17 protein-coding genes are annotated in these 23,079 nt (G+C 73.1%); 13 read left to right on the forward strand and 4 right to left on the reverse strand.

Features of this window, described 5'->3' with window-relative positions; all coding sequences use genetic code 11:
- Positions 1-2: 2 nt before the first annotated feature.
- On the reverse strand, positions 3-1,790 hold the full coding sequence (locus tag ACLZOT_RS34145; RefSeq protein WP_416973024.1) for a DUF4157 domain-containing protein: 1,788 nt from the start codon (positions 1,788-1,790) through the stop codon (positions 3-5).
- Between the two features lie 105 nt (positions 1,791-1,895).
- The gene (locus ACLZOT_RS34150) at positions 1,896-2,456 is read right to left on the reverse strand and encodes a helix-turn-helix domain-containing protein (protein ID WP_416973025.1); all 561 of its coding nucleotides are present in this window, start codon (positions 2,454-2,456) and stop codon (positions 1,896-1,898) included.
- A gap of 149 nt (positions 2,457-2,605) precedes the next feature.
- Between ACLZOT_RS34150 and ACLZOT_RS34155 the strand changes: the two genes are divergently transcribed.
- The 10 genes from ACLZOT_RS34155 (at position 2,606) to ACLZOT_RS34200 (ending at position 18,316) form a co-directional block, all read left to right on the forward strand.
- On the forward strand, positions 2,606-3,574 hold the full coding sequence (locus tag ACLZOT_RS34155) for a zinc-binding dehydrogenase (RefSeq protein ID WP_416973026.1): 969 nt from the start codon (positions 2,606-2,608) through the stop codon (positions 3,572-3,574).
- A 29-nt stretch (positions 3,575-3,603) separates the two neighbouring features.
- Positions 3,604-4,542 carry a 3-carboxyethylcatechol 2,3-dioxygenase gene (locus ACLZOT_RS34160; protein ID WP_416973027.1) on the forward strand — a complete coding sequence of 313 codons (939 nt, stop codon included), beginning with the start codon at positions 3,604-3,606 and terminating at the stop codon, positions 4,540-4,542.
- A gap of 5 nt (positions 4,543-4,547) precedes the next feature.
- Positions 4,548-5,327 (forward strand): 2-keto-4-pentenoate hydratase, encoded by a 780-nt coding sequence (locus ACLZOT_RS34165; RefSeq protein WP_416973028.1) that lies wholly within the window; start codon positions 4,548-4,550, stop codon positions 5,325-5,327.
- Complete coding sequence (locus tag ACLZOT_RS34170; protein WP_416973029.1) at positions 5,324-6,259, forward strand: acetaldehyde dehydrogenase (acetylating); 936 nt, start codon at positions 5,324-5,326, stop codon at positions 6,257-6,259. Before ACLZOT_RS34165 ends, ACLZOT_RS34170 begins: the two co-directional genes overlap by 4 nt.
- Positions 6,256-7,263, forward strand: coding sequence for a 4-hydroxy-2-oxovalerate aldolase (gene dmpG, locus ACLZOT_RS34175; protein WP_416973030.1), 1,008 nt, complete (start codon positions 6,256-6,258; stop codon positions 7,261-7,263). Before ACLZOT_RS34170 ends, dmpG begins: the two co-directional genes overlap by 4 nt.
- Positions 7,264-7,298: 35 nt before the next feature.
- Complete coding sequence (locus ACLZOT_RS34180; RefSeq protein ID WP_416973031.1) at positions 7,299-8,123, forward strand: aldo/keto reductase; 825 nt, start codon at positions 7,299-7,301, stop codon at positions 8,121-8,123.
- 381 nt (positions 8,124-8,504) lie between these two features.
- On the forward strand, positions 8,505-8,870 hold the full coding sequence (locus tag ACLZOT_RS34185) for an aromatic amino acid lyase (RefSeq protein ID WP_416973032.1): 366 nt from the start codon (positions 8,505-8,507) through the stop codon (positions 8,868-8,870).
- Entirely contained in the window at positions 8,867-9,907 is a 1,041-nt protein-coding gene (locus ACLZOT_RS34190; RefSeq protein ID WP_416973033.1) for a pyridoxal phosphate-dependent aminotransferase, read from the forward strand. Before ACLZOT_RS34185 ends, ACLZOT_RS34190 begins: the two co-directional genes overlap by 4 nt.
- 182 nt (positions 9,908-10,089) lie before the next feature.
- A complete protein-coding gene (locus ACLZOT_RS34195; RefSeq protein WP_416973034.1) occupies positions 10,090-17,112 on the forward strand; it encodes an SDR family NAD(P)-dependent oxidoreductase in 7,023 nt (2,340 codons plus the stop codon).
- 397 nt (positions 17,113-17,509) lie between these two features.
- Positions 17,510-18,316 carry an SDR family oxidoreductase gene (locus tag ACLZOT_RS34200; protein WP_416973035.1) on the forward strand — a complete coding sequence of 269 codons (807 nt, stop codon included), beginning with the start codon at positions 17,510-17,512 and terminating at the stop codon, positions 18,314-18,316.
- Position 18,317: 1 nt separating this feature from the next.
- On the opposite strand, the gene ACLZOT_RS34205 is transcribed toward ACLZOT_RS34200, so the two are convergent.
- Together ACLZOT_RS34205 and ACLZOT_RS34210 are read right to left on the reverse strand one after the other, a co-directional pair.
- Positions 18,318-18,779 (reverse strand): hypothetical protein, encoded by a 462-nt coding sequence (locus ACLZOT_RS34205; RefSeq protein WP_416973036.1) that lies wholly within the window; start codon positions 18,777-18,779, stop codon positions 18,318-18,320.
- A 93-nt stretch (positions 18,780-18,872) separates the two neighbouring features.
- Positions 18,873-19,907, reverse strand: a complete 1,035-nt coding sequence (locus ACLZOT_RS34210; RefSeq protein WP_416973037.1) for a LacI family DNA-binding transcriptional regulator — start codon at positions 19,905-19,907, stop codon at positions 18,873-18,875.
- A gap of 187 nt (positions 19,908-20,094) precedes the next feature.
- Between ACLZOT_RS34210 and ACLZOT_RS34215 the strand changes: the two genes are divergently transcribed.
- The 3 genes from ACLZOT_RS34215 to ACLZOT_RS34225 all read left to right on the forward strand — a co-directional run bounded on the left by ACLZOT_RS34215 (position 20,095) and on the right by ACLZOT_RS34225 (position 23,067).
- Entirely contained in the window at positions 20,095-20,976 is an 882-nt protein-coding gene (locus ACLZOT_RS34215) for a carbohydrate ABC transporter permease (protein ID WP_416973038.1), read from the forward strand.
- A 316-nt stretch (positions 20,977-21,292) separates the two neighbouring features.
- A complete protein-coding gene (locus tag ACLZOT_RS34220; protein WP_416973039.1) occupies positions 21,293-21,793 on the forward strand; it encodes a carbohydrate ABC transporter permease in 501 nt (166 codons plus the stop codon).
- 23 nt (positions 21,794-21,816) lie between these two features.
- A complete protein-coding gene (locus ACLZOT_RS34225; protein WP_416973040.1) occupies positions 21,817-23,067 on the forward strand; it encodes an ABC transporter substrate-binding protein in 1,251 nt (416 codons plus the stop codon).
- Positions 23,068-23,079 lie beyond the last annotated feature (12 nt).

The raw sequence follows: 23,079 nt of genomic DNA on the forward strand, positions 1-23,079 counted from the left end.
CGTCAGCGCCTGCTCTTGCTGGCGCCCGAGCCGCCGCCGAGTTCCTGGTCCCGTTCGTAGCCCTCCTGCGCCCACCCGGCGATCTTGCGGAGTTCGGCCTTGATCTCGTCCCAGGTCTTGAAGTAGTTGCCGATCGCGCGGATCTCCATCGGGATCACCTGGGTGCCCTCGACGTCGTGCGGGGGAATCTCCTTCATCCCGCCGAACACCTGCTGCTGGGCCACCTCCGGCTCACCCCGCAGCGCCGACTTCGCGTAGGTCTCCAGGCTCACCTCCTCCAGGCCGTTGAGCTGCCGGGTGCTGTTGTCGAAGAACTCCAGGGTCTGGTCCGGCACCTCCGTCTTCTCCTGGAACGCCGCCAGCCGGTTGACGATGTGGTTGTTGTTCTTGCGCAGATACGCCTGCACGTCCTGGGGGAGCAGCCGGTAGGTGTCGGTGAGGTTCGACCGGGACAGGAAGATCGTCTGGTTCTTGATCTGGCCCTGGTCGCGGTCCTGCGCGACATAGTCGGCCATCGCCGCGACCTGGGTGAAGTAGAGCTGGAGGAAGCCGTTCAGGGAGTCCGTCTCGCTCGTGTCCCGGTTGCGCTTCTTCCCGGCGGCCGAGTTCTCGAACTTCGTGACCTCGGCCGCCGCGAAGGGCTTCGCCTGGTTCAGCCGGAACAGCGCCCGTGGCAGGGGTGCCCGCGCGACCTCCGGGGCCTCCTCCCGGTAGTGGTCGAACACCAGCGGCACCCCGGCCAGCGGAATGCCGATCGTGTACTGCACGTACAGGCCGTCACCCCGGCCCGGCATACCGGACGTCTCGGTGTAGCCCTCGCTGCTGAGCGTCACCCCCTCGGCGGCGGGCAGCAGCTCCAGACCCACGGTCGCATCCGCCAGCGCGGTCCCCTCCACCGCCGCGTAGAAGGCGTCCCGCACCCGCTTCATCTCGTCGACGATCCGGTCGAGTTCGTCCGGACCGGCGTCCTTCTTCGTCCCCACCACCTGCACGGCGCCCGACACGAACTCGATGTTGGAGTACGAACCGCCACCGGTCAGCCCCCGGCTGTCCGAGACGACCGAGAATTTCTCCCGCGAGCTGTTCGCGAGATGCGTGTCCCCGGGCAGCTTCCCGCCGAGCCGGTCCCGGGCGCGCTTGTCGAACTCGGCCTCCACCCCCTCCATGCGCTGCACCGGAGCCTCATGGTGGTGCCCGTGGTGGGCGGGCGCGGTCTGCGCCGGCGCCGCGTCCCCCGCCGGACGGGACATCACCCGCCGTGCCGTCGCCTCCGCCTCCCGCTCGAAGCGGTCCGAGGGGTCCGACACCGACAGGCCCGACCCGTTGTCCGTACCCGAGACCGGCCCCTGCCGCTGCTGCACGACGTGTGTCAGCTCGTGCGCCAGCGTGTGCGGGTCCCCGCCGCCCTTGCCGATCACGACATGGTTGCCCGACGTCCAGGCCCGCGCGCCGAGTTCGGCCGCAGAGCGCCGCGCCGCCTCGCCCGTGTGCAGGCGTACGTCGGAGAAGTCGTGCCCGAGGCGGGACTCCATGTCGGCGCGGACCGGCTCGGCGAGGGGCTTGCCGGACGAGCGCAGCACGTCGTGCGCCGACGACCGCTGCACCGGCGCCTGCTCGTTCTCACCGGACACCATCCGGCTCACCGCCGCGTTCCCGACGCTGCGCTGCAACGCCCCCAGCACGGACGCCGTCAGCAGCCGTACGCGTGGGTCCGCCGCCTCGGCCTCCGGTCCCCGGTCCGGTCGCGGGGCCTTGGCGGGCTTCCGGTCCGGCCTGTCGTGGGCGTGCATGGCGGTCTCCGTCCAACGTTCAGACAAGGGCCTCTCTTTCGTACCGAGGCCCATCGCCCCAGGTCCAGGCCCTGGAGGGCAGACCTCGGGGCAAGACCGTTTCCTTCAGCGCCGCCCGCCCCCGTACGGCACGCTCACCACGACATGCACGACACTCTCGCCGTCCAGCGACTCGTACACATGCGGCCGGTCGCCCGGATAGCGCACCGAGTCGCCCGCCGACAGCTCCACCGGGCTATCCTCCGGCCCCACCCGCACCCGCCCGCTGACCACGTACAGATGCTCCAGCGTGCCCGTCGGATGCGGCTCGGACGCACCGCCCGCGCGCCCGCCCACCCGCAGCAGGTAGTTCTCGACGACACCCGAGCCGTACACCAGCCCGAGCGCCCGCGACTCGAAGCCGGCGCCGCACTCCCACACCACCTCGTCGCCCCGCTGCACGATCACCGACGTCTGCCGTTCCGCGACCAGCCGGGCCACCGGCACCCCCAGCGCCGCCGCGATGGCGAACAGCGTGTCCACCGTGGGGTTGCCCGACCCCTGCTCCAGCCGGGACAGCGTCTGCTTCGCCAGCTTCGACCGCCGCGCCAGCTCGGCCAGGGACAGGCCACGCCGCTCCCTGAGCAGCCGGATGTTGTGGGCCACCATGGCGTTCTCTGAGGACACGCGACCACTGTAGACACGCGCCCCCGTCCCACCGGAGGGGGAGCGCGCCTCGTGTGCTGCCCAGCGGAACACGAGCCGGGCCGACCTCGTGTGCTGCCCAGCGGAACACCGGCTGGGGCCGGCCGCCCGGCACGGTCCACGGTGACTACGTGCTAGCTGCAACCGCCATCTCCCAGAGCGCCACCGACCCCCTGTCGGGCCTGGTGCTGCGCGACGCCCCCGTGCCCGAGCCGGCGCCGGGCTGGTCCCGGGTCCGTGTCGTGGCCTCCTCGCTCAACATGCACGACCTGTGGACCCTGAGAGGCGTCGGCCACCCGCCCGAGCGGCTCCCGATCGTCCTGGGCTGCGACGCGGCCGGGTACGACGAGGACGGCAACGAGGTCATCGTCCACCCCGTCCTCGGCGACCCCGACGCGGGCCGGGGTGATGAGACCCTCGACCCCGGCCGGGCCCTGCTGTCCGAACGGCACGACGGGGCCTTCGCCGAGTACCTGACCGTCCCGACCCGCAACCTCGTGCCGAAACCCGCGTGGCTCTCCTTCGACGAGGCCGCCTGCCTCCCCGTCGCCTGGAGCACCGCCTACCGCATGCTGTTCACCCAGGCCCGCGTCACCGCCGGGGACCGGGTCCTCGTCCAGGGCGCGGGCGGCGGTGTCGCCTCCGCCGCGATCCGCCTCGCCGTCGCCGCCGGCGCGGTCGTGTACGCCACGAGCCGCAGCGGGGCCAAACGCGCCGAGGCCCTCTCCTGGGGCGCCCGCGCGGCCCTCGGCACCGGCGAACGGCTCCCGGAACGCGTCGACGTCGTCATCGAGACGGTCGGGGAGGCGACCTGGCCGCACTCGCTGAAGGCGCTGCGCCCCGGCGGGACGGTCGTCATCGCGGGCGCCACCAGCGGCACGAACCCCCCAGCCGACCTCGGCCGGATCTTCTACCTCCAGCAGCGCATCCTCGGCTCGACCGGCGCCACCCGCTCCGAACTCGTCGCGATGCTGCGGATGATGGAGGCGACCGGGACCCGGCCGGTCATCGACCGCGCGTTGCCGCTGGCGGACATCCACCAGGGATTCCAGCTCATGATCGACGGCGAACTCACCGGCAAGCTCGTCATCCACCCCTGAGGCATCCACCGTCAAGAGGAACCACCGCCATGACCGCAGCAGCCGTGGGGTTGTCCCACTCGCCGCTCATCGGGAAGAACGACCCCGCCCCCGAGGTCCTCCTCCGGGTCGAGAACGCCGTGGACGAGGCCCGGGACTTCATCCGGGACTTCGCCCCCGACCTCGTCGTCCTGTACGCCCCCGACCACTACAACGGCTTCTTCTACAAGGAGATGCCCCCCTTCTGCCTGGCCACCGAGGCCCACGCGGTGGGTGACTTCGGCACCCCCGCAGGACCCCTGTCGGTCGACACGGCCGCCGCCCGAGCCCTCGCCCAGGGCGTCCTGGACCGGGGCGTCGACCTCACCGTCTCCGCCCGCATGACCGTCGACCACGGCTTCGCGCAGCCCCTCGACGTCCTCTTCGGCGGCATCGACCGCGTCCCCGTCGTCCCCGTCTTCGTCAACGGCGTCGCCACCCCGCTCGGCCCGGTCAGCCGGATCCGCGCCCTGGGCACGGCGATCGGCGAGGCGGCCGGGGCCCTCGACCGGCGGGTCCTGTTCCTCGCGTCCGGCGGCCTCTCCCACGACCCGCCGGTCCCCGTCCTCGACGGCGCTCCGCCCCGCGTCGCCGACGCCCTCATCGAGGGCCGCCCCCCGACGCCGGAGCAGCGCGAGCGCGGCGAGCGGCGCGTCGTCGAGGCGGGCCGCGCGTACGCGGCCGGGTCCTCGGCGATGGTCCCGATCAACCCGGAGTGGGACAACCGGCTCCTCGACCACCTGGAGAAAGGCGAGTTGACCGCGTTCGACGCCTGGACCGTCGCCGGGATGGCCGCCGAGGGCGGGGGCTCCGCGCACGAGGTCCGTGCCTGGATCGCCGCCTTCGCCTCGCTCGCCGCGACCGGGTCCTACGACATGACGTCCCGTTTCTACGAGCCGGTCCCCGCGTGGATCGCCGGGTTCGCCGTCGCGACGGCGCAAGGAAGGTGAACGGTATGACCTCGGTCCAGGAAGCGGCGGAGCGGCTGGCGCGGGCCACTGCCCAGGCCCGCCCGGTGGCTCCCGTGCGGGACCTCATCGGCACGGGTGACCTCGACGCCGCGTACGCCGTGCAGCAGGAGCTGACCCGGCGACGGCTCGCCGGGGGCGCGGTGGTCGTCGGCCGCAAGATCGGCCTGACCTCGCCCGCCGTCCAGGCCCAACTGGGCGTCGACCAGCCCGACTTCGGTGTCCTCTTCGCCGACATGGACGTCTCCGCGCTGCCCGAGGTGCCCTCGGAGCGGCTCCTGCAGCCCAAGGCGGAGGCGGAGATCGCGTTCGTCCTGAAGGCGGACGTCACCGACCCGGCGCGGGTCCGCGACACCGTCGGGTACGCGGTCGCCGCGCTGGAGATCGTCGACAGCCGGATCGCCGGCTGGGACATCACCCTCGCCGACACGGTCGCCGACAACGCGTCCAGCGGACTGTACGTCCTGGCCCGACACCGGCTCACCCTCGACGAGTTCCAGCCCCGCGAGGCGCCGATGCGTCTGTACGCCGACGGTGTCCTCGTCTCCGAGGGTTCGGGCGCCGCCTGCCTGGGCGACCCGCTGAACGCGCTGGCGTGGCTGGCCCGTACGGCGCTGGCCTTCGGGGAGCCGCTGCGGGCCGGGCAGGTCGTGCTGTCGGGGGCCCTCGGCCCGATGGTCCCGGCGCTGCCGGGGACTCGGATCCGCGCGGAGGTGGGGGAACTGGGCGAGGTGTCGGCGGTGTTCTCGGAGAAGAGGGACGGATGACTCCCCGTACGACCAAGGTCGCCGTCATCGGCTCCGGCAACATCGGCACCGACCTGATGATCAAGATCCTGCGCCTGTCGGACACCCTGGAGGTCGCCGCACTCGTCGGCATCGACCCGGAGTCCGACGGCCTCGCCCGCGCGGCGCGGCTCAAGGTGCCGACGACGCACGAGGGCGTGGACGGCCTGATCGCCATGCCCGGCTTCGACGAGATCGCGATCGTCTTCGACGCGACGTCGGCGAAGGCACACCTCGCGAACGCGCAGAAGCTCGCCCCGTACGGCAAGCGGCTCATCGACCTGACGCCCGCCGCCCTCGGCCCCTTCGTGGTGCCGTCGGTCAACCTGGAGGACCAACTCGACGCGGACAACGTCAACATGGTCACCTGCGGCGGCCAGGCCACCATCCCGATGGTCGCGGCGGTCGCGGCCGTGACCCCGGTCCACTACGGGGAGATCGTCGCGTCGATCGCCTCGAAGTCCGCCGGGCCCGGCACCCGCGCCAACATCGACGAGTTCACCGAGACGACCTCGCACGCGATCGAGACGGTCGGCGGGGCCGCGCGCGGCAAGGCGGTCATCGTCCTCAACCCCGCCGAACCGCCCATGATCATGCGGGACACGGTGCTGTGTCTGACCGGCGACGCCGACCACGACGCGATCCGGGCGTCCGTGAAGGAGATGGCCGAGCGCGTCGCCCAGTACGTGCCCGGCTACCGGCTCAAGCAGGAGGTGCAGTTCACGCCGGTCACGCCGGACGAACCCGTACACACCCTCGTCCCGCCGGACGCCGGCCCGGTCACCACCCGGGTCTCGGTGTTCCTGGAAGTCGAGGGCGCCGCCCACTACCTGCCCGCGTACGCCGGGAACCTGGACATCATGACGTCGGCCGCCCTGCGCGTCGCCGAGACGATAGCGAAGGCCCGCCGATGAGCACCGAGCTGTACCTCCAGGACGTCACCCTGCGGGACGGCATGCACGCCATCCGCCACCGCATCGCCCCCGCCGACGTGGCCCGTATCGCGCGCGCCCTCGACGCGGCCGGGGTCGACGCGATCGAGGTCGCCCACGGCGACGGCCTCGCGGGCGGCTCCCTCACCTACGGGCCCGGCAGCCACACCGACTGGGAGTGGATCGAGGCCGCCGCCGACGCGATCGACGACGCTGTCCTCACCACCCTCCTGCTGCCCGGCATCGGCACCATCGCCGAACTCGAACAGGCCCACGCCCTCGGGGTGCGCTCGGTCCGCGTCGCCACCCACTGCACCGAGGCCGACATCGCCGCCCAGCACATCGCGAAGGCCCGCGACCTCGGCATGGACGTCGCCGGGTTCCTGATGATGAGCCACATGGCCCCGGCCCACCAACTCGCGCAGCAGGCCAAGCTGATGGAGTCGTACGGCGCGCACTGCGTCTACGTCACCGACTCCGGCGGCCGCCTCACGATGGACGGCGTCCGCGACCGCGTCCGCGCCTACCGGGACGTCCTCGCCCCGCAGACACAGATCGGCATCCACGCCCACGAGAACCTCTCCCTGTCCGTCGCCAACTCCGTCGTCGCCGTCGAGGAGGGCGTCACCCGCGTCGACGCCTCCCTCGCCGGACAGGGCGCGGGCGCCGGGAACTGCCCCATCGAGGCGTTCGTCGCCGTGGCCGACCTCCAGGACTGGAAACACGGCTGCGACCTGTTCGCCCTCCAGGACGCCGCCGACGACCTCGTACGGCCCCTGCGCGACCGCCCGGTCCAGGTCGACCGGGAGACCCTCACGCTCGGGTACGCGGGCGCGTACTCGTCGTTCCTGCGCCACGCCGAGATCGCCGCCGAACGCTACGGCGTCGACGCGCGGACCCTCCTCCTGGAGGTCGGCCGGCGCGGTCTCGTCGGCGGGCAGGAGGACATGCTCGTGGACATCGCCCTGGACCTTTCCCGGACCTGAACTCCCCGCCGGGGCCTTCCTGTTAGCGTGCCGGGATGTTCCGTATCGGTGGGGACCCGGAAGTACGGCGGCTCGGCTTCGGCGCGATGCACCTGCCGACCGAGCCCGCACGGGACCGCGAGACCTCCCTCGCGGTCGCCCGGCGGGCCGTCGAGCTGGGCGTGACCCTCGTCGACACCGCGTACCTGTACGGCGGGGGCGCCAACGAGGAACTCCTCGCCGAGGCCCTGCACCCCTACCCGGCCGGTCTCGTCGTCACCACCAAGGTCGGCGTCGCGCGCTCCCCGGAGGGCGAGTGGAGGCTCGACGGGCGGCCCGGCGTGCTGCGCGGGCAGGTCGAACAGGCACTGCGCCGGCTGCGCGTCGAGCGGATCGAACTGCTCCAGCTGCACCGCGTCGACCCCGAGGTGCCCCTCGCCGAACAGGTGGGCGCCCTGCGGGAGTTGCGGGACGAGGGGAAGATCGGGCGGATCGGGCTGTCCGAGGTGGGCGTCACCGAACTCGGGCAGGCCCGGCGGATCGTGGACATCGCGAGCGTCCAGAACCGCTACAACCTCCTCGACCGCGAGCACGACCCCGTCCTCGCTGCCTGCGAGGCGTACGGCATCGCCTTCCTGCCGTGGCGCCCAGTCGCCTGGGGCAACACCGGGGAGCGCGCCGAAGTCGCCGCCGTGGCCGCCGAGTTGGCGGCGACCCCCACCCAGGTCGCCCTGGCCTGGCTGCTGGCGCGCTCACCGGTCGTCCTCCCGATTCCCGGCACCGCGCGGATCGACCACCTGGAGGAGAACCTCGCGGCGGAGCGGCTGGAGCTGACGCCGGATCAGCGGGCCCGCCTCGACGGGCCGGCGGGCCGGTCGTAAGGAACTTCCCGGGAGAAGACCGCCCTTACCCGTGCACGCTCCGTCGCCCTCGTGCCACGGTGCGGCACGGCGGCGTGACGCCTGAATAGTCAAGGTCTTTGCTGGTGTCAGCCCGGAAACACGTTCTCCGACCAAAGGCGGCGGGAGATCTGATGCGGAACGAGATGTCCGACGTGCACCTGACGTCGTCGACCCCCGCATCGGGCGCGGTCTCCTAGATCACCCCCTTTCCCGGAACGGGCTCCCACCACCGCCGACGCGCGCACCCCGCGTCCCCCCACCGGCGGTGTCCCCCCACATCACCGGTTCGACAGGAAGGAACGCCGTGAACGGACACCCCGAGTGGCCGCCACCCCGCCCGGCAGCCGGGACGGTGACCCGATGAGGACCGTGACCGTCGGCACCGGCGCGGTCTCCTTCGCCGACGTCGTCGCCGTGGCCCGCGAGGGCGCCGGCGTCCGCCTCGGCGACGACGCCCTCGCGGCCCTGGACCAGGGCCGCACCCGCGTCGAGGAGATCATCGCCGGACCCGACGCGGTGTACGGCGTCTCCACCGAACGCGTCCCGACCGCCCAGCGGGCCCGGCTCCAGAAGTCCCTGGTCCGCCCGCACACCGCCGGCACCGGCCCCGAGGTCGAACGCGAGATCGTCCGCGCCACCATGCTGCCGCGCCTGTCCACCCTCGCCACCGGCAGCGCCGGCATCCGCCCCGCCACCGCCGAGGCCGTCGCGGGAGCGCTCTCATGAGCCCGCAGACCCGGGCACCGGCCGCCCCGCTGCGCCTGCACCGCAGCGAGAACCCGTGGGGCGCGAGCCCCCGGGCCGTCGACGCGGCCCGCGCCGAACTCCTGCGCGTCAACCGCTACCCCGACCCCAGCCACACCGCGCTCATCGACGCCCTCGCCGCCCACCACCGCGTCGCCGCCGACCGGATCGTCGTCGGCAACGGCCTCGACGAGGTCGTCCTCATGCTGGCCCTCGCCCTGCGCGACACCGGACGCGCCGTCGTCACCGAGGCCACCTTCCAGGGCTACCCCAAGTCCCTGGAGGCCACCGGCCTCGACGTCACCGCCGTCCCCCTCGACCGCCACCGCGTCGGCCACCGGGCGCTCGTCGCCCAGATGGAGCGCGGCCCGGCCCTCGTCTTCGTCTGCAACCCGCACAACCCCACCGGGTCCGTCCTGGACGCGGACGCCGTGCACGACCTGTGCGACGCCGCCCGCGCCACCGGCTCCCACGTCGTCTTCGACGAGGCGTACGCCGAGTTCGCCGACGACTCCTTCACCTCCGCCCTGCCCTGGGCCCGCGAACAGGGCAACGTCAGCGTCCTGCGGAGCTTCTCCAAGGCGTACGGCCTGGCCTCCCTGCGCGTCGGCGCCCTCATCGGCGACCCCGGCGCGGTCGCCCGCACCGCCGCCGTCCAGGACGCCATGCCCTTCCACGTCAACCGGCTCGCCCAGGCCGCCGCCCGCGCCGCCCTCGCCGACCAGGCGTTCCTGGAGCAGACCAGGATCCGCACCGCCGCCGCCCGCCTGACCCTGTGCACGGGCCTTGACCGGCTCGGCATCCGCCACCTGCCCTCGCAGACCAACTTCGTCACCCTCCACCTGCCCGGCACCGCCCCCGAGGTGACGCGGCAGCTCCTCGCCGACGACACCTTCGTCCGCGACACCACCGACCTCGGCATGCCCGGCTGGATCCGCGTCTCCGTCGGCACCCCCGCCGAGGTCCTCACCTTCGTCCGCCGCCTCGAAGCCGCCCTCACCCCGGAGTCCCCCCGGTGACCGCCGCCGCCGAACTCGCCCGCACCGAACCCGACATCCCCCACAACCGCGTCTTCCATCCGACCCCGACGCCCTGACCACGCCCGAGACCCGGCCCGGCCGTCGGCCGATGCGATGTACTCGTGGTGGCCGAAACAGCGAGGGGAACCCTTTCCATGACCGCACCGCGAGAAGAGACACCGATGCCCGCGACACCCGGCGACCTGGTCCGACCGCTGCCCGAACTGCTGCGCGGGCACGCCGGGACACGCGGCACGAAGGTCGCGTTCTCCGACACCCGGCGGTCCGTCACCTACGCGGACCTCGACCTGCGCACGGCACGGCTCGGCGGCCACCTCGCCGCCCTCGGCCTGCCCAGGGGCTCCCGGGTCGCGATCCTCCTCGGCAACCGCGTCGAGATCGTGGAGAGCTACCTCGGCGTCAACCGGGCGGCCTGCGTCGGCGTCCCCGTCAACCCGCATTCCTCCGACGCCGAACTCGGCCACGTCCTCACCGACAGCGACGCCCTCGCCGTCATCACCGACACCGCCCACGCCGACCAGGTCCGCACCGCCCTGCCGCCCGGCGAACGGCACGTCATCGTCGTCGACGAGACGTACGAGGACCTCGTCACCCGCGACCCCGCCGCCCCGGCCCGCGACGACCTCGGCCTCGACGAACCCGCGTTCCTGCTCTACACCTCCGGCACCACCGGCCTCCCCAAGGGTGTCCTGTCGACGCTGCGGGCCGTCCTGTGGAACACCGCCACCTGCTACACGCCGATCATCGAACTGTCCCCGGACGACACGATGCTGTGGCCGCTGCCCCTGTTCCACTCCTTCGCCCACACCCTGTGCGTGCTGTCCGTGACCGCCGTCGGCGCCTTTGCGCACCTCATGCCCGGCTTCTCCGCCGCCGAGGTCCTCGACGAACTGCGCGCCCGCCCGTACAGCTTCCTCGTCGGCGTCCCGACCATGTACCACAACCTCGTCCACGCGGCCGGCTCCGAAGGGCTCCAGCTCCACGGGCTGCGCGTCTGCCTGGTCGCCGGCGCGGTCACCACCCCGCAGCTCGCCGCGTCGTTCGAGGCCGCCTTCGGCGTCCGGCTCACCGACCACTACGGCAGTACCGAGACCAGTGGCCCCATGGCGACCATGCGCCCCGGGAGTGAACCCCGGCCCGGCTCCTGCGGGCTGCCGCTGCCCGGCCTCGGCCTGCGCGTCGTCGACCCCGAGACCGGCGCCGACGTGCCGGCCGGGATCGAGGGCGAGATCTGGGTCAAGGCCCCCAACGTGATGCTGGGCTACCACAACCGGCCCGACGCCACCGCCGAGGCCCTCAAGGGCGGCTGGTACCACACCGGCGACCTCGCCCGCCGCGACGCCGACGGCTACCTCTACATCACCGGCCGCCGCAGCAACGTCATCATCCGGGGCGGCGAGAACGTCCACCCCACCGAGATCGAGGCCGTCCTCTTCAAGGTCCCCGGCGTCCGCGACGCCGCCGTCATCGGCGCCCCCGACGAGGAGTTCGGGCAGGTCCCGGTCGCCCTGGTGGTGCCGGGGCCCGACGGCGTCGACTGCGCCGCCCTGTTCGCCCGCTGCCGCCGCGAACTCGCCTACTTCAAGGTGCCGGTGGAGGTACGCGCGGTCCACGAACTCCCCAAGACCGCGACGGGCAAGGTCCTGCGCCGCTTCCTGCCCGACCTCCCCGGCCGCCTCCTCGGCGTCTCCGGCGTCCACGAAGGGCTCCAGCTCGTCGGACCGGGCGGCGAGCTGATGCCCCTGCCGGGCAGCGAGCCGCTGCCGTCCCTGGCCGGCCGAGAGGTCGCCGTGACCGGCGGACGGCTCGCCGACCTCATCGCCGGGCACCTGACCGAGGGCCACGGAGCCCGGCGCGTCACCGGCGAGCAGTACGACCTGGCGGTCACCGTCACCGGCTCCACCGTCACCGTCGCCGGAACGACCCTCGTCCTCGCCGAAGGACTCACCGACCGCCGCATCCTCGACGCCCTCGACGTCGCCCTCTGCCGGCCCGGCGCCACCCTCGTCACCGCCGTCCGGTCCACCGCCCCCGAACGCCTCCCCGACAAGGCGGACCTGACCGGCACCTCCCTCGTCGACGTCATCACCCGCGAGGTCACCCACGTCCTCGGCGACCCCGTCGGCATCGAACCCGACCGCGCCCTGCGCGAGTACGGCCTCACCTCCGCCGACGCCGTCCGCCTGCGCGACCGCGTCGCCGCCGCCGTCGGCCTGCGCCTGCCCACCACCCTCGTCTTCGACCACCCCTCGGTCCGCGCCATCGCCGGATACGTACGCGGCGAACTCACCGACGCCACCGAAACCCTCGCCCCGACAGCCTTCGCCACCGCCGCCGATGACGACCCCGTCGTCCTCGTCGGGCTCGCCTGCCGCTACCCCGGCGGCGTCACCACCCCCGACGAGCTGTGGCGGCTCGTCGCCGACGAGGTCGACGCCATCTCCGGCTTCCCCGACGACCGGGGCTGGGACCTGGAGCGGCTCTTCGCCACGTCCACCACCCGCAAGGGCGGATTCCTGCACGACGCGGCCGAGTTCGACGCCGAGTTCTTCGGGATCTCCCCCCGCGAGGCCCTCGCCACCGACCCCCAGCACCGGCTGCTCCTGGAGACCGCCTGGGAGGCCCTGGAGCGCGCCGGCGTCGACCCCGCCGGGCTGCGCGGCGAACGGGTCGGCGTGTACGCCGGGCTGATGCTCCACGACTACATCAACGACATGGACCGGGTACCCCGCGAGCTGGAGGGCTACCTCGCCACCGGCGTCCAGGGCGGCGTCGCCTCCGGGCGCATCGCCTACACCCTGGGCCTGCGCGGACCCGCCCTCACCGTCGACACCGCCTGCTCCTCCTCCCTGGTCGCCCTGCACCTCGCCGCCCAGGCGATCCGGCGCGGCGAGTGCGACCTCGCGCTGGCGGGCGGGGTCGCCGTGATGGGAACCCCGCAAGGGTTCCTGGAGTTCAGCAAACAGGGCGCGCTGGCCGAGGACGGCCGGTGCAAGCCGTTCGCCGCCGGCGCCGACGGCACCGGCTGGGCCGAGGGCGCCGGGATGGCCGTCCTGGAGCGCCTCTCCAGCGCGCGGCGGGCCGGACATCCCGTCCTCGCCGTGATCCGGGGCTCCGCCGTCAACCAGGACGGCGCCTCCAACGGCCTGACCGCGCCCAGCGGCACCGCCCAGCGCGAGGTGATCCGCCTCGCCCTCCAGGACGCCGGGCTCGGACCCGACGACGTCGACGCCGTCGAGGCGCACGGCACCGGGACCCGCCTCGGGGACCCGATCGAGGCGGGCGCCCTGCTCGCGACGTACGGACAGGGGCGCAGCGCGCCGCTGTGGCTGGGCTCGCTCAAGTCCAACGTCGGACACACCCAGGCCGCCGCCGGGGTCGGCGGGGTCATCAAGGTCGTCCAGGCCATGCGGCACCGCACCCTGCCCAGGACCCTGCACGTGGACGCGCCGACGCCGCACGTCGACTGGGCGGCGGGGGACGTACGGCTGCTGACCGAGAGCATGCCGTGGCCGCAGCGCGGGCGCCCGGCGCGGGCCGCCGTCTCGTCGTTCGGGATCAGCGGCACCAACGTCCACATGATCCTGGAGGAGCCGCCGAAGGAACCGGCTCCCTCGGCCGCCCCCGAGCCGGAGGCCGTCGCCCTCCCACTGTCCGCGAAGTCCCCCGAACGCCTCCGCGACTGGGCCGCCCGGCTCCTGCCGGCCGTCCGGGCCACGCCGCCGGGCGACCTCGCGCACGCCCTGGCCGCCCGCACCCGCTTCCCCCACCGGGCCGTCGTCATCGGCGGTGAACTCGACGCCGGAGTACGGGCGTTGGCCGACGGCGGGACGGCGCCGAACGTCGTCACCGGCACGGCCGACGTCACCGGGAAAGTCGTCTTCGTGTTCCCCGGACACGGCTCCCAGTGGCCCGGCATGGCCGCCGGGCTCATGGGCGAGTCCGTGTTCGCGGAGACCCTCCTCGCCTGCGAACGCGCCCTCGCCCCGCACGTCGACTGGTCCCTCACCGAGATCCTCACCGATCCCGACCGGCTGGAACGGGTCGACATCGTGCAGCCCGCCCTGTTCGCCGTGACCGTGTCCCTGGCCGCGCTGTGGCGGGCCCACGGAGTCGAGCCCGACGCCGTACTCGGCCACTCCGTCGGCGAGCTGGCCGCCGCGTACGTCGCAGGCGCGCTCACCCTGGAGGAGGCCGCGCGGATCGTCGCCGTACGTGGACAGGTCATCGCCGGACTCGGTGGCGGCACCGGCATGGTGTCCGTGTCCGCGCCCCGCGAGCAGGTCGACTGGCTGCTGGAGCGGTGGCCGGACCAGCTGTGGGTGGCCGGGCTCAACGGGCCCACCGCGACCGCCGTCGCCGGGGACGAGATCGCCCTCAAGGGCCTCCTCGCCGAGTGCGCGCTCGACGGGGTGCGGGCGCGGCGCGTCCGGATCGGCTACGCCTCGCACTCGCCCCGGATGGCGGCCCTGCGGGAAGAGTTCCTGGACCGGCTGGGCGAGGTACGGGCGGGGACGCCATCGGTGCCGATGTACTCCACGGTCGACCTGGAGTGGGTGCGCGACGGCGCGCTGACGGGGGAGTACTGGTACCGCAACCTCCGCGAGCCCGTACGCTTCCAACCCGCCGTCGAGCGGCTCGCCGAGGACGGGTTCCGGGTCTTCGTCGAATCGGGCGGCCACCCGGTACTCACCTCCGCCCTGGAGGAGACCCTGGAGGCCGCCGACGCGAACGCCGTCGTCACCGGAACCCTGCGCCGCGACGACGGCGGCCCCGCCCGCTTCCTGGCGTCCGCCGCGCGGTTGTACGTCCGTGGCGTGGACGGCGTACGGCTCACGCCCGCCGCCGGACGGCCGGTGGCCCTGCCGACCACGCCGTTCTCGCGCCGGAGGTTCTGGCTCACGACGAGCGCCGCACCGCGCACCGGGACCGGGCACCCGCTGCTCGGACCGGTCGTCGAGTCCGCGCGCAGCGGGGAACTGGTCGCCACGAGCCGGATCTCGCCCGTCGACCTGCCCTGGCTCGCGGACCACGCGGTCAACGGGACGTGCCTGCTGCCCGGGACCGCGCTCCTCGACCTGGCGCTGCGGGCCGGCGGCGGTGGAGTCGACGAGCTGATCATCGAGGCGCCGCTCGTGCTGTCCCGGCAGGGGGCCGCCGAACTCCAGGTCGTCGTAGAGCCCGAGCGGCGCACGGTCGAGGTCTTCTCCCGCCCGGACCAGCCCGGTGCCCGCTGGCGGCGGCACGCCCAAGGGACCCTGGGCGACAGGGGAGTCGAGCCGCTGAACACCCCCGACCTGGTGCCGTCCGACGCGGAGGAGACCGACACGGACTACGCGCTGCTCGCCTCGCGGGGCTACGAGTACGGGCCCGCCTTCCGAGGGGTGCGGCGCGTGTGGCGGCGCGGCGAGGAACTCTTCGCGCACCTCCGGCTCCCGGAAGAGTCGCCGGGCGGACTCGGCGGCACCGGACTGCACCCCGTCCTCGGCGACGCCGCCCTGCACGCCCTCGCGTTCACCGCCGACACCTCCGAAGGAGAGGTACGGCTGCCGTTCGTGTGGCGTGACGTGTGGGCGGGCGACCGCCAGGACACCGAGGCGTACGTCCACCTGGTCCCCAGCGGCTCGGACGTCGCCGTGCGCGTCTTCGCCCTCACCGGTGAGCCCATGTTCGCCGGCACGCTCGGGATGCGGTCCGTGCCCCTGCGGGAGCTGACCGGGGCGGTGCCCACGGACTCCGTGTACCGGATCCGCTGGACCGAACTCGCCGCCGCCGCAGGGGAGTCGGGTGTGGAGCCGGTCGTGTTCACGCCGTCGCCCGGTGACGTGCGCAAGGCGACCCTGGACACGCTGTCCCGGCTTCAGCAGTGGCTCGACGGGGAGCGGGACACCGACGTACCGCTCGTCGTGCTGACCCGCAGCGGCGATCTGGCGCACGCGGCGGCCCAAGGGCTCGTCCGGTCCGCGCAGTCCGAGCACCCGGGGCGGTTCCTGGTCGTCGAGACCGACGGCGACCCCCGCTCCACGGCGCGTATCGGGGACGCCGTCGCCACCGGGCAACCGCATGTACGGATCAGCGCGGGGCGGCTCCAGGCACCGGAGCTGGCACGTGTCGCGCCCGCCCGGGGGGAACGGCCCTCGCTCGCCGCCGGGACCGTCCTCGTCACCGGGGGCACCGGCACGCTCGGCTCGCTGCTCGCCCGGCACCTGGTCACCTCGTACGGGGTGCGCAGCCTGCTGCTGACCAGCCGCAGCGGGGGAGGGGACGCCCTTGCACAGGAACTGCGCGGGCTCGGGGCCTCGGTCGTCGTGGCCGCCTGCGACGCCGCCGACCGGGAAGCCCTCGCCGACGCGCTGAGCCTCGTACCCGACCGGTACCCCCTCGTCGCCGTCGTGCACGCGGCCGGGGTCCTCGCCGACGGGGTCGTCACCGGGATGACCGCCGACCAGGTGGAAGAGGTGCTGCGGCCCAAGGTCGACGGGGTCCTCAACCTGCACGAACTCACGAAGGACGCCGGCCTCGCCGCGTTCGTCCTCTTCTCCTCCGTCGCCGGCGTCCTCGGCAGCCCCGGGCAGGGCAACTACGCCGCCGCCAACGCCTTCCTCGACGCGTTCGCGCGGCAGCGCCGGGCCGAGGGGCTGCCCGTCCAGTCTCAGGCGTGGAGCTTCTGGGAGGAGATCTCCGGAATGACGGCCGTCGTCCGCGACCGCGACTTCCCCGACGGGACGCTGCCGCTGGCGACCCCGTTCGCGCTGGCCCTCTTCGACGAGGCGCTCCGCCAGGACGAGGCGGCCCTCACCCTGGCCCGGTTCGACCTCGGCAAGCTGCGGACGCGGGGCGCCCCCGGCCTCCTGCGCGGACTGGTGCCCGCCACGCCGGCCACCGTCCCGGCCGTCGCCCTGCGCGACCTGGCCCCCGCCGAGCGCGCGCAACGGCTCCTCACCGAAGTCCGCTGCATCGCCGCCGAACTGCTGGGCCACGCGGACCCCGAGGCGCTCCCCCTCGACCGGAGCCTGCACGAGTTCGGCCTCGACTCCCTGACGGCGGTGGAACTCCGCAACCGACTGAGCACCCTGACGGGCCTGCGCCTCCCGGCGACGCTGGTGTTCGACCACTCGGCACTGCGGGGGCTGGCGGAACACCTGGACGGGGAGGTGACGGCTTCGCTGGAGGGCGGGAGGTAGAACGGAGGGCCGGTGGGGCTGTGCGGCGCGGGGCGGTCGGGTTGAGGCGGACGGTCTGGGACGGTTGGGCTGGGCTGGGCGGGGCGGCCGGGCGGGTTCGGCTCAGCCAGCCAGCCAGCCAGCCAGCCAGCCAGCCAGGCAGCCAGGCAGCCAGCCAGCCAGGCAGCCAGCCAGCCAGGCAGCCAGCCAGCCAGGCAGCCAGGCAGCCAGGCAGCCAGGCAGCCAGCCAGGCAGCCAGCCAGCCAGCCAGGCAGGCAGGCAGGCAGCTCAGCTCGCCCGCTCAGCCCGTCCGCCCCACCCGCCGTCCCCTCTCCCCGCGTCCCCACCCCGTTCACCTGCGACAGATCCACCCATGGTCGGATGATCAGGAACGTACTTGCTCGTGCTGGAGGTAGTGATGTCCCAAAGTCCGCCTGACCTGACCGGTCTGCGCATCCTCGTCACCGGTGCCGCCGGTGGCCTGGGGCGGGCCGTTGCCGAGGCCGTGCACGCGGCCGGGGCGGATCTCGTGCTCACCACCCGGACCCCCGAGTCGCGGAGCGCGGCGGCGGCCGGCCTGGACCTCGGGCCCCGGGTCGTCACCGCCGTGGCCGACGTCACCGACGATGCCGAGCTGGCCGCCGCCGTGAAGCTCGCCACCGACCGGCTCGGCGGCATCGACGTGCTGGTCAACAACGCGGGTGTCACCGGCCCGGCGGGCCCCGTGTGGGAGAGCGACCCGGCGCAGTGGCAGCGCGCGATGGACGTGAACCTGGGCGGCACCCTCGCGGCGTGCCGCGCGGTCCTGCCCGGCATGATCGAGCGCGGCCGGGGGAGGGTCGTCACGATCTCCAGCCACGCGGGCCACACCCGCTGGCCCTACGTCAGCGCCTACTCGGTCTCCAAAGCGGCGGTCAACAAACTCACCGAGAACCTGGCGATCGAACTCCTCCCGCACGACATCGCCGCCTTCAGCTACCACCCCGGCCTCCTGGACATCGGCATAGGAGCCGCCCCCGCCCACGAGGCCGAGAACCCCTGGCAGCGCCGGATCGACACCTGGCTCGCCTCCCAGCGCCGCGCGGGCCGCTACACCGACGTCCCCACCGCCCTCGGCAACCTCCTGCGCCTCCTGAGCGGCGAGGCGGACGCCCTGACGGGCCGCTACCTGACGTACGAGGACGACCTGACGGCGCTGATCGCGGCGGCGACCGGGCCCGCGTGAGCTACTCCTCCAGGAGCGCCGTCACCGTCTCGTGAAACGTCCTCAGCACCCCGAAGAACCCCGCCCGCCCCCACAGCGTGACCCCCAGCACCGTCACGAACACGGCCGTCATGTGCACCGCGCCCGGCAGGTCCTGTCCCGACATGGCCCGCAGCACACCCCGGTCGCCGCGCGCCCAGGCCCGGGTCGCCTCGGCGATCGCGAACTCGTAGTGCGGCGGCGCGACGGAGGCGACCTCGTCGGCGCAGCGCACGACCTGCCCCAACGGCTGGCGCGTACCGGTCAGTTCGACGATGCCGACGGTCGTGTTCAGCAGCCCGCTGAGGACGGTGTACACCGCCGCCCAGCCGTCCTCGTCCAGCCCGTCCAGCGCGCGGCTCACCGCGTCGGCGTCACCGTCGGCGTAGCCGTGGACGACCTCCAGCGCACGGTCGCGGCCGATGTCCCGCACTGCATCGCTCATACCGTCGACGATAGGGAGCGAAGGGGCTCACGGAGATCGGTCTCGCGACGCATACGGGGTCGGCAGAAAGCACTAAGACCCCGGCGAGGGCGCCTACGACTCCGCCGGGGGCGCTGCCGTGCTGCGGCGCACCACCAGCGTGGGCGACAGCTTCACCTGCGCCGAGGCTTTCCCCCGGTCCTCGATCCGCTCCAGCAGCAGCCGCGCCGCGTTGTCGCCGATCTCCCGGCCGGCCTGGTCGACGCTGGTGAGGGAGACGGGGGCGAGGGAGGCGAAGACCGTGTTGTCGTACCCGGCGAGGGAGAGGTCGCCGGGGACGGAGAGACCGGCCTCGGCGAGGGCCTCCAGGACGCCCATCGCGACGATGTCGGCGCCCGCGAAGATCGCCGTGGGGCGCGTCGCGCGGGCCAATAGCTGCCGCGCGCCCTCGTAGCCGCCCCGGTGCGTGTAGCTCGTCGACACGACGTCGTCCACCAGGCCCCGTTCCCGCATCGCCCGCCGGTAGCCGTCCGCCCGCTGGGAGTTGGGCATCTCCACGAGCCGCGTCGGGTCCGTGTCGTGGTGCTCGACGTGGGCGATGCGGCGGTGCCCGAGCGCCGTGAGGTGGTCGACGACGAGGCCGGCACCCGCGACGTCGTCGTCCACGACGGTGTCGTACACGGCGGAGTGCCCGTGCCGTCCGACGACGACCGTCGGGACGGCGGACGCGACCTGTTCGAGGCGCTCGCGTGAGGAGACGGGCGCGATGAGGACGAGCCCGTCCATGCCCCGGTCGACCATCGCCTCGGTGACCCGCGCCTCCTCCTTCTCGCCGTTGCAGCCGGGCCCCAGGAACACCTGGTAGTCGGTGTCGGCGAGGCGCCCGGTGATCCCGTCGAGGATCTCGGGGAAGAAGGGGTTGCGGATGTCGGGCAGCATGACGCCGATCGTGTAAGTCCGCCCGCGCAGCCCGCGCGCGGCGGCCAGCGGCCGGTACCCCAGCTCCTCGATGGCACGCCGGACTTTGGCCCGCATCTCGGGGCTCGCCCCGTAGGCGTTGCGCAGCACCTTGGACACCGCCGTCGTCGACACCTGGGCGTGCCGGGCGACGTCGACGATCGTGACGCGGCGCGGCGGGGGTGGGGCCATCCCGGTGTCCTCCGGTCGGAGTGGGAAACGTTGCCCGACAGTGTACTGCGCAGTGTCTTGACGTCCCTCACCTCCGTCCTTAGGGTCTGGCAACACCCCGTGGGAAACGTTACCCACTCCACTGCCCGTACCGAGCCGCCCCCGAGCCGCACCGCTCATTGAAACGTTCCATGGAAGAGGTGGGCCCGTGACCACCCGCCCCAAGACCGCCCGCACCAGGACCTCCCCGCCCTGGTGGTTCGCCCTCCCCGCCCTGCTCCTGTTCGCCTTCGTCGTCCTGGTCCCCAGTGCCCGGGGCGTCTACTACGCCTTCACCGACTGGGACGGTCTCGACCCGGGCTTCTCCTTCGTCGGCCTCGGCAACTTCGGCGACATGCTCGACGACCCCGACGCGCTCGCCGCCGTCCGCCACACCCTCCTGATCGCCGGCGCCGTCACGGTCGTCCAGAACGCGCTGGGCCTGCTCCTCGCCCTCGGCGTGAACTCGGCGATCAAGTCCCGCAACCTCCTGCGGGTCCTGCTGTTCGCGCCGGCGGTCATCACCCCGATCGTCACCGCCTACCTGTGGCGCAACCTCCTCGGCCCGGACGGCGCCGTCAACAGCGCGCTCGGCGGCGCGGCACAGGACTGGCTCGGCGACCCCGACCTCGCCCTGTGGTCCGTCGTCGGCGTCGTCGTCTGGCAGTTCGCGGGCTACTCGATGGTCATCTTCCTCGCCGGGCTCCAGTCCGTGCCGCAGGAGATCCACGAGGCCGCCCAGCTCGACGGCGCGGGCCCCGTACGCCGGTTCTGGTCGGTCACCCGGCCCCTGCTGGCCCCCGCGATCACCGTCAACCTGATGCTGTCGGTCATCGGCGGCCTCAAACTCTTCGACCAGGTCTACGCGCTGACCGGAGGCGGCCCCGGCCACGCCACCGACACCATCTCGACGCTGATCTACAAGGACGCCTTCACCCTCGGCGAGTTCGGCTACAGCATCGCCCTCGCCGTCGTCCTCACGATCGTCGTCGCCGTCGCCTCCACCGGCCAGTACGCGCTGCTCGCGCGCGGCGAGAGAGCCGCCTCATGAACCGCTACCGCCCCCGCACCCTCGTCCTCGAACTCGCCATGACGGCCGCCGCGCTGTTCGTCGCGTTCCCCGTCTACGTCCTCGTCAACCTCGCCCTGCGCCCCGCCTCCGACACCTCCTCCCCGCTCACCCCGACCGCCTCCCCGACCCTCGACAACTTCCGCCAGGCGTGGCAGCAGGGCGCGCTCGGCGGGGCGCTCGCCAACAGCGCGCTGGTCACCGCGTGCAGCGTCGCCGTCGTCCTCGCCGTCTCCTCGCTCGCCGCCTACCCGCTGGCCCGCGTCACCGCCCGCTGGTCACGCGGCACGTACTGCTGGTGCTCCTCGGCCTCGTCCTCCCCTTCCAGCTGGGCGCGTTGCCCCTCTACCAGACGATGCGCGACCTCGGCCTGCTGGGCACCCCGTGGGCGCTGGTCCTCTACTACGCGGGCCTCCAGGTGCCGTTCACCGTCTTCCTCTACACCGGGTTCCTGCGCGCCCTGCCCCGGGACTTCGAGGACGCCGCCCTGATCGACGGCTGCACCCCGCTCAAGGGCTTCCGGTACGTCGTCCTGCCCATGCTCAAACCCGTCACGGTCACCGCGCTGGTCCTCAACACGGTCGCCGTCTGGAACGACTTCTTCACCCCCCTGCTGTACCTCAGCGGCAGCTCCCGGCAGACCATGCCGGTCGCGATCGCCGGGTTCGTCGGCCAGTACGTCACCGACTGGAACCTCGTCTTCGCGGCCCTGGTGATCAGCGTCCTGCCGGTCCTCGCCGTCTACTTCGTCCTCCAGCGCAGCATCATCAACGGCTTCGCGGGAGGGCTGCGGGGATGAGACCTCTCCGAGGGAGAAACACGATGAAGAGATACGCCGTACCTGTGGCCCTGCTCGCCCTGCTCACCGCGTGCAGCGGCGGCACCAACACCGGCGGCTCCGGCGGGAGTTCGCAGACCCTGACCCTCGCCTCCGTCGACCAGGGCTCCGTCGAGGACGTCGTCGCCGCGTTCGAGAAGGCCAACCCCGGCGTCGACGTCCGCTACACCACCAGCGGCGCCGACCAGTACCAGCAGCAGATCCGCACCCAGCTCTCCTCCGGGATCGCACCCGACGTGATGTCCGTGTGGCCGGGCAACGGCAACCCGGCCGCCACCCACGTCCTCGCCGGGCCCGGCTACCTCCGCGACCTCTCCGACCGCCCCTGGGCGGCGAAGCTGCCGGCCCCGATCAAGAGCGTCGCCCAGGACGACGGCAAGACGTACACGGCGATCTTCGGCCAGAACGGCATCGGCGCCATCTACAACCAACAGGCCCTCGACAAAGCCGGATTGACCCCGCCCGACACCTGGACCGGCCTCCTCGCCTTCTGCCGCGCCGCCCAGGCCAAGGGCACCCCCGCCTTCGCCCTCGGCCTCCAGGACAACTGGGTCACCCAGCTCGTCCAGTACGCGCTGGTCGCCACCACCGTCTACGGCCCCGACCGCGCCTTCGACCAGAAGATGCAGGCCGGGCAGGCCACCTTCGCCGCCTCGCCGTGGACCACCGCCGTCGACAAGTACGTGACGATGCAGAAGACGGGCTGCTTCCAGAAGAACCCCCTCGGCACCAGCTACGAGGCCAGCCAGCAACTCGCCGCCACCGGCAAGACCTTGGGCCTCGTCCAGGGCAACTGGGTCATCGCCCTCCTCAAGGGCAAGAACCCGCAGGGCACCTTCACCTTCACGGCGCTCCCCGCCACGGACGACCCCGAACAGACCCTCGTCCCCGCCGCCGCGGGCGCCGGATACGGCGTCAACGCCAAGACCAAGCACGAACAACTCGCCCTGAAGTTCGTCGACTTCGTCATGTCCCCCGAGGGCATGAACCTCTTCACCGCCAAGCAGGGCAGCCTCCCCACCCTCCCCGGCACCGGCAACAAGGCCGACCCCGCCCTCGCCGAACTCGCCACGTACATCCGCACCGGCCGCACCGTCCCCTTCATGGACCAGCTCTGGCCCGACGCCAAGGTCCAGCAGACGATGCTCAGCGGCCTCCAGGAGATCTTCAGCGGCCAGTCCACACCCGCCCGCCTCCTCAAGGAGATGGACGACGACTACCGGGCCGCCCGCTGACCACCCCCCACC

It is taken from the genome of Streptomyces sp. 4F14 (genome assembly GCF_048159485.1).
GTDB lineage: Bacteria > Actinomycetota > Actinomycetes > Streptomycetales > Streptomycetaceae > Streptomyces.

What these genes read in the sequence shown, in the direction of transcription:
- ACLZOT_RS34145 (WP_416973024.1), bottom strand. Translation starts at nt 1,790, where the DNA reads ATGCACGCCCACGACAGGCCGGACCGGAAGCCCGCCAAGGCCCCGCGA.
- ACLZOT_RS34180 (WP_416973031.1), top strand. Translation starts at nt 7,299, where the DNA reads ATGTTCCGTATCGGTGGGGACCCGGAAGTACGGCGGCTCGGCTTCGGC.
- ACLZOT_RS34210 (WP_416973037.1), bottom strand. Translation starts at nt 19,907, where the DNA reads ATGGCCCCACCCCCGCCGCGCCGCGTCACGATCGTCGACGTCGCCCGG.
- ACLZOT_RS34185 (WP_416973032.1), top strand. Translation starts at nt 8,505, where the DNA reads ATGAGGACCGTGACCGTCGGCACCGGCGCGGTCTCCTTCGCCGACGTC.
- ACLZOT_RS34165 (WP_416973028.1), top strand. Translation starts at nt 4,548, where the DNA reads ATGACCTCGGTCCAGGAAGCGGCGGAGCGGCTGGCGCGGGCCACTGCC.
- dmpG (WP_416973030.1), top strand. Translation starts at nt 6,256, where the DNA reads ATGAGCACCGAGCTGTACCTCCAGGACGTCACCCTGCGGGACGGCATG.
- ACLZOT_RS34160 (WP_416973027.1), top strand. Translation starts at nt 3,604, where the DNA reads ATGACCGCAGCAGCCGTGGGGTTGTCCCACTCGCCGCTCATCGGGAAG.
- ACLZOT_RS34205 (WP_416973036.1), bottom strand. Translation starts at nt 18,779, where the DNA reads ATGAGCGATGCAGTGCGGGACATCGGCCGCGACCGTGCGCTGGAGGTC.
- ACLZOT_RS34170 (WP_416973029.1), top strand. Translation starts at nt 5,324, where the DNA reads ATGACTCCCCGTACGACCAAGGTCGCCGTCATCGGCTCCGGCAACATC.
- ACLZOT_RS34190 (WP_416973033.1), top strand. Translation starts at nt 8,867, where the DNA reads ATGAGCCCGCAGACCCGGGCACCGGCCGCCCCGCTGCGCCTGCACCGC.
- ACLZOT_RS34200 (WP_416973035.1), top strand. Translation starts at nt 17,510, where the DNA reads ATGTCCCAAAGTCCGCCTGACCTGACCGGTCTGCGCATCCTCGTCACC.
- ACLZOT_RS34225 (WP_416973040.1), top strand. Translation starts at nt 21,817, where the DNA reads ATGAAGAGATACGCCGTACCTGTGGCCCTGCTCGCCCTGCTCACCGCG.
- ACLZOT_RS34195 (WP_416973034.1), top strand. Translation starts at nt 10,090, where the DNA reads ATGCCCGCGACACCCGGCGACCTGGTCCGACCGCTGCCCGAACTGCTG.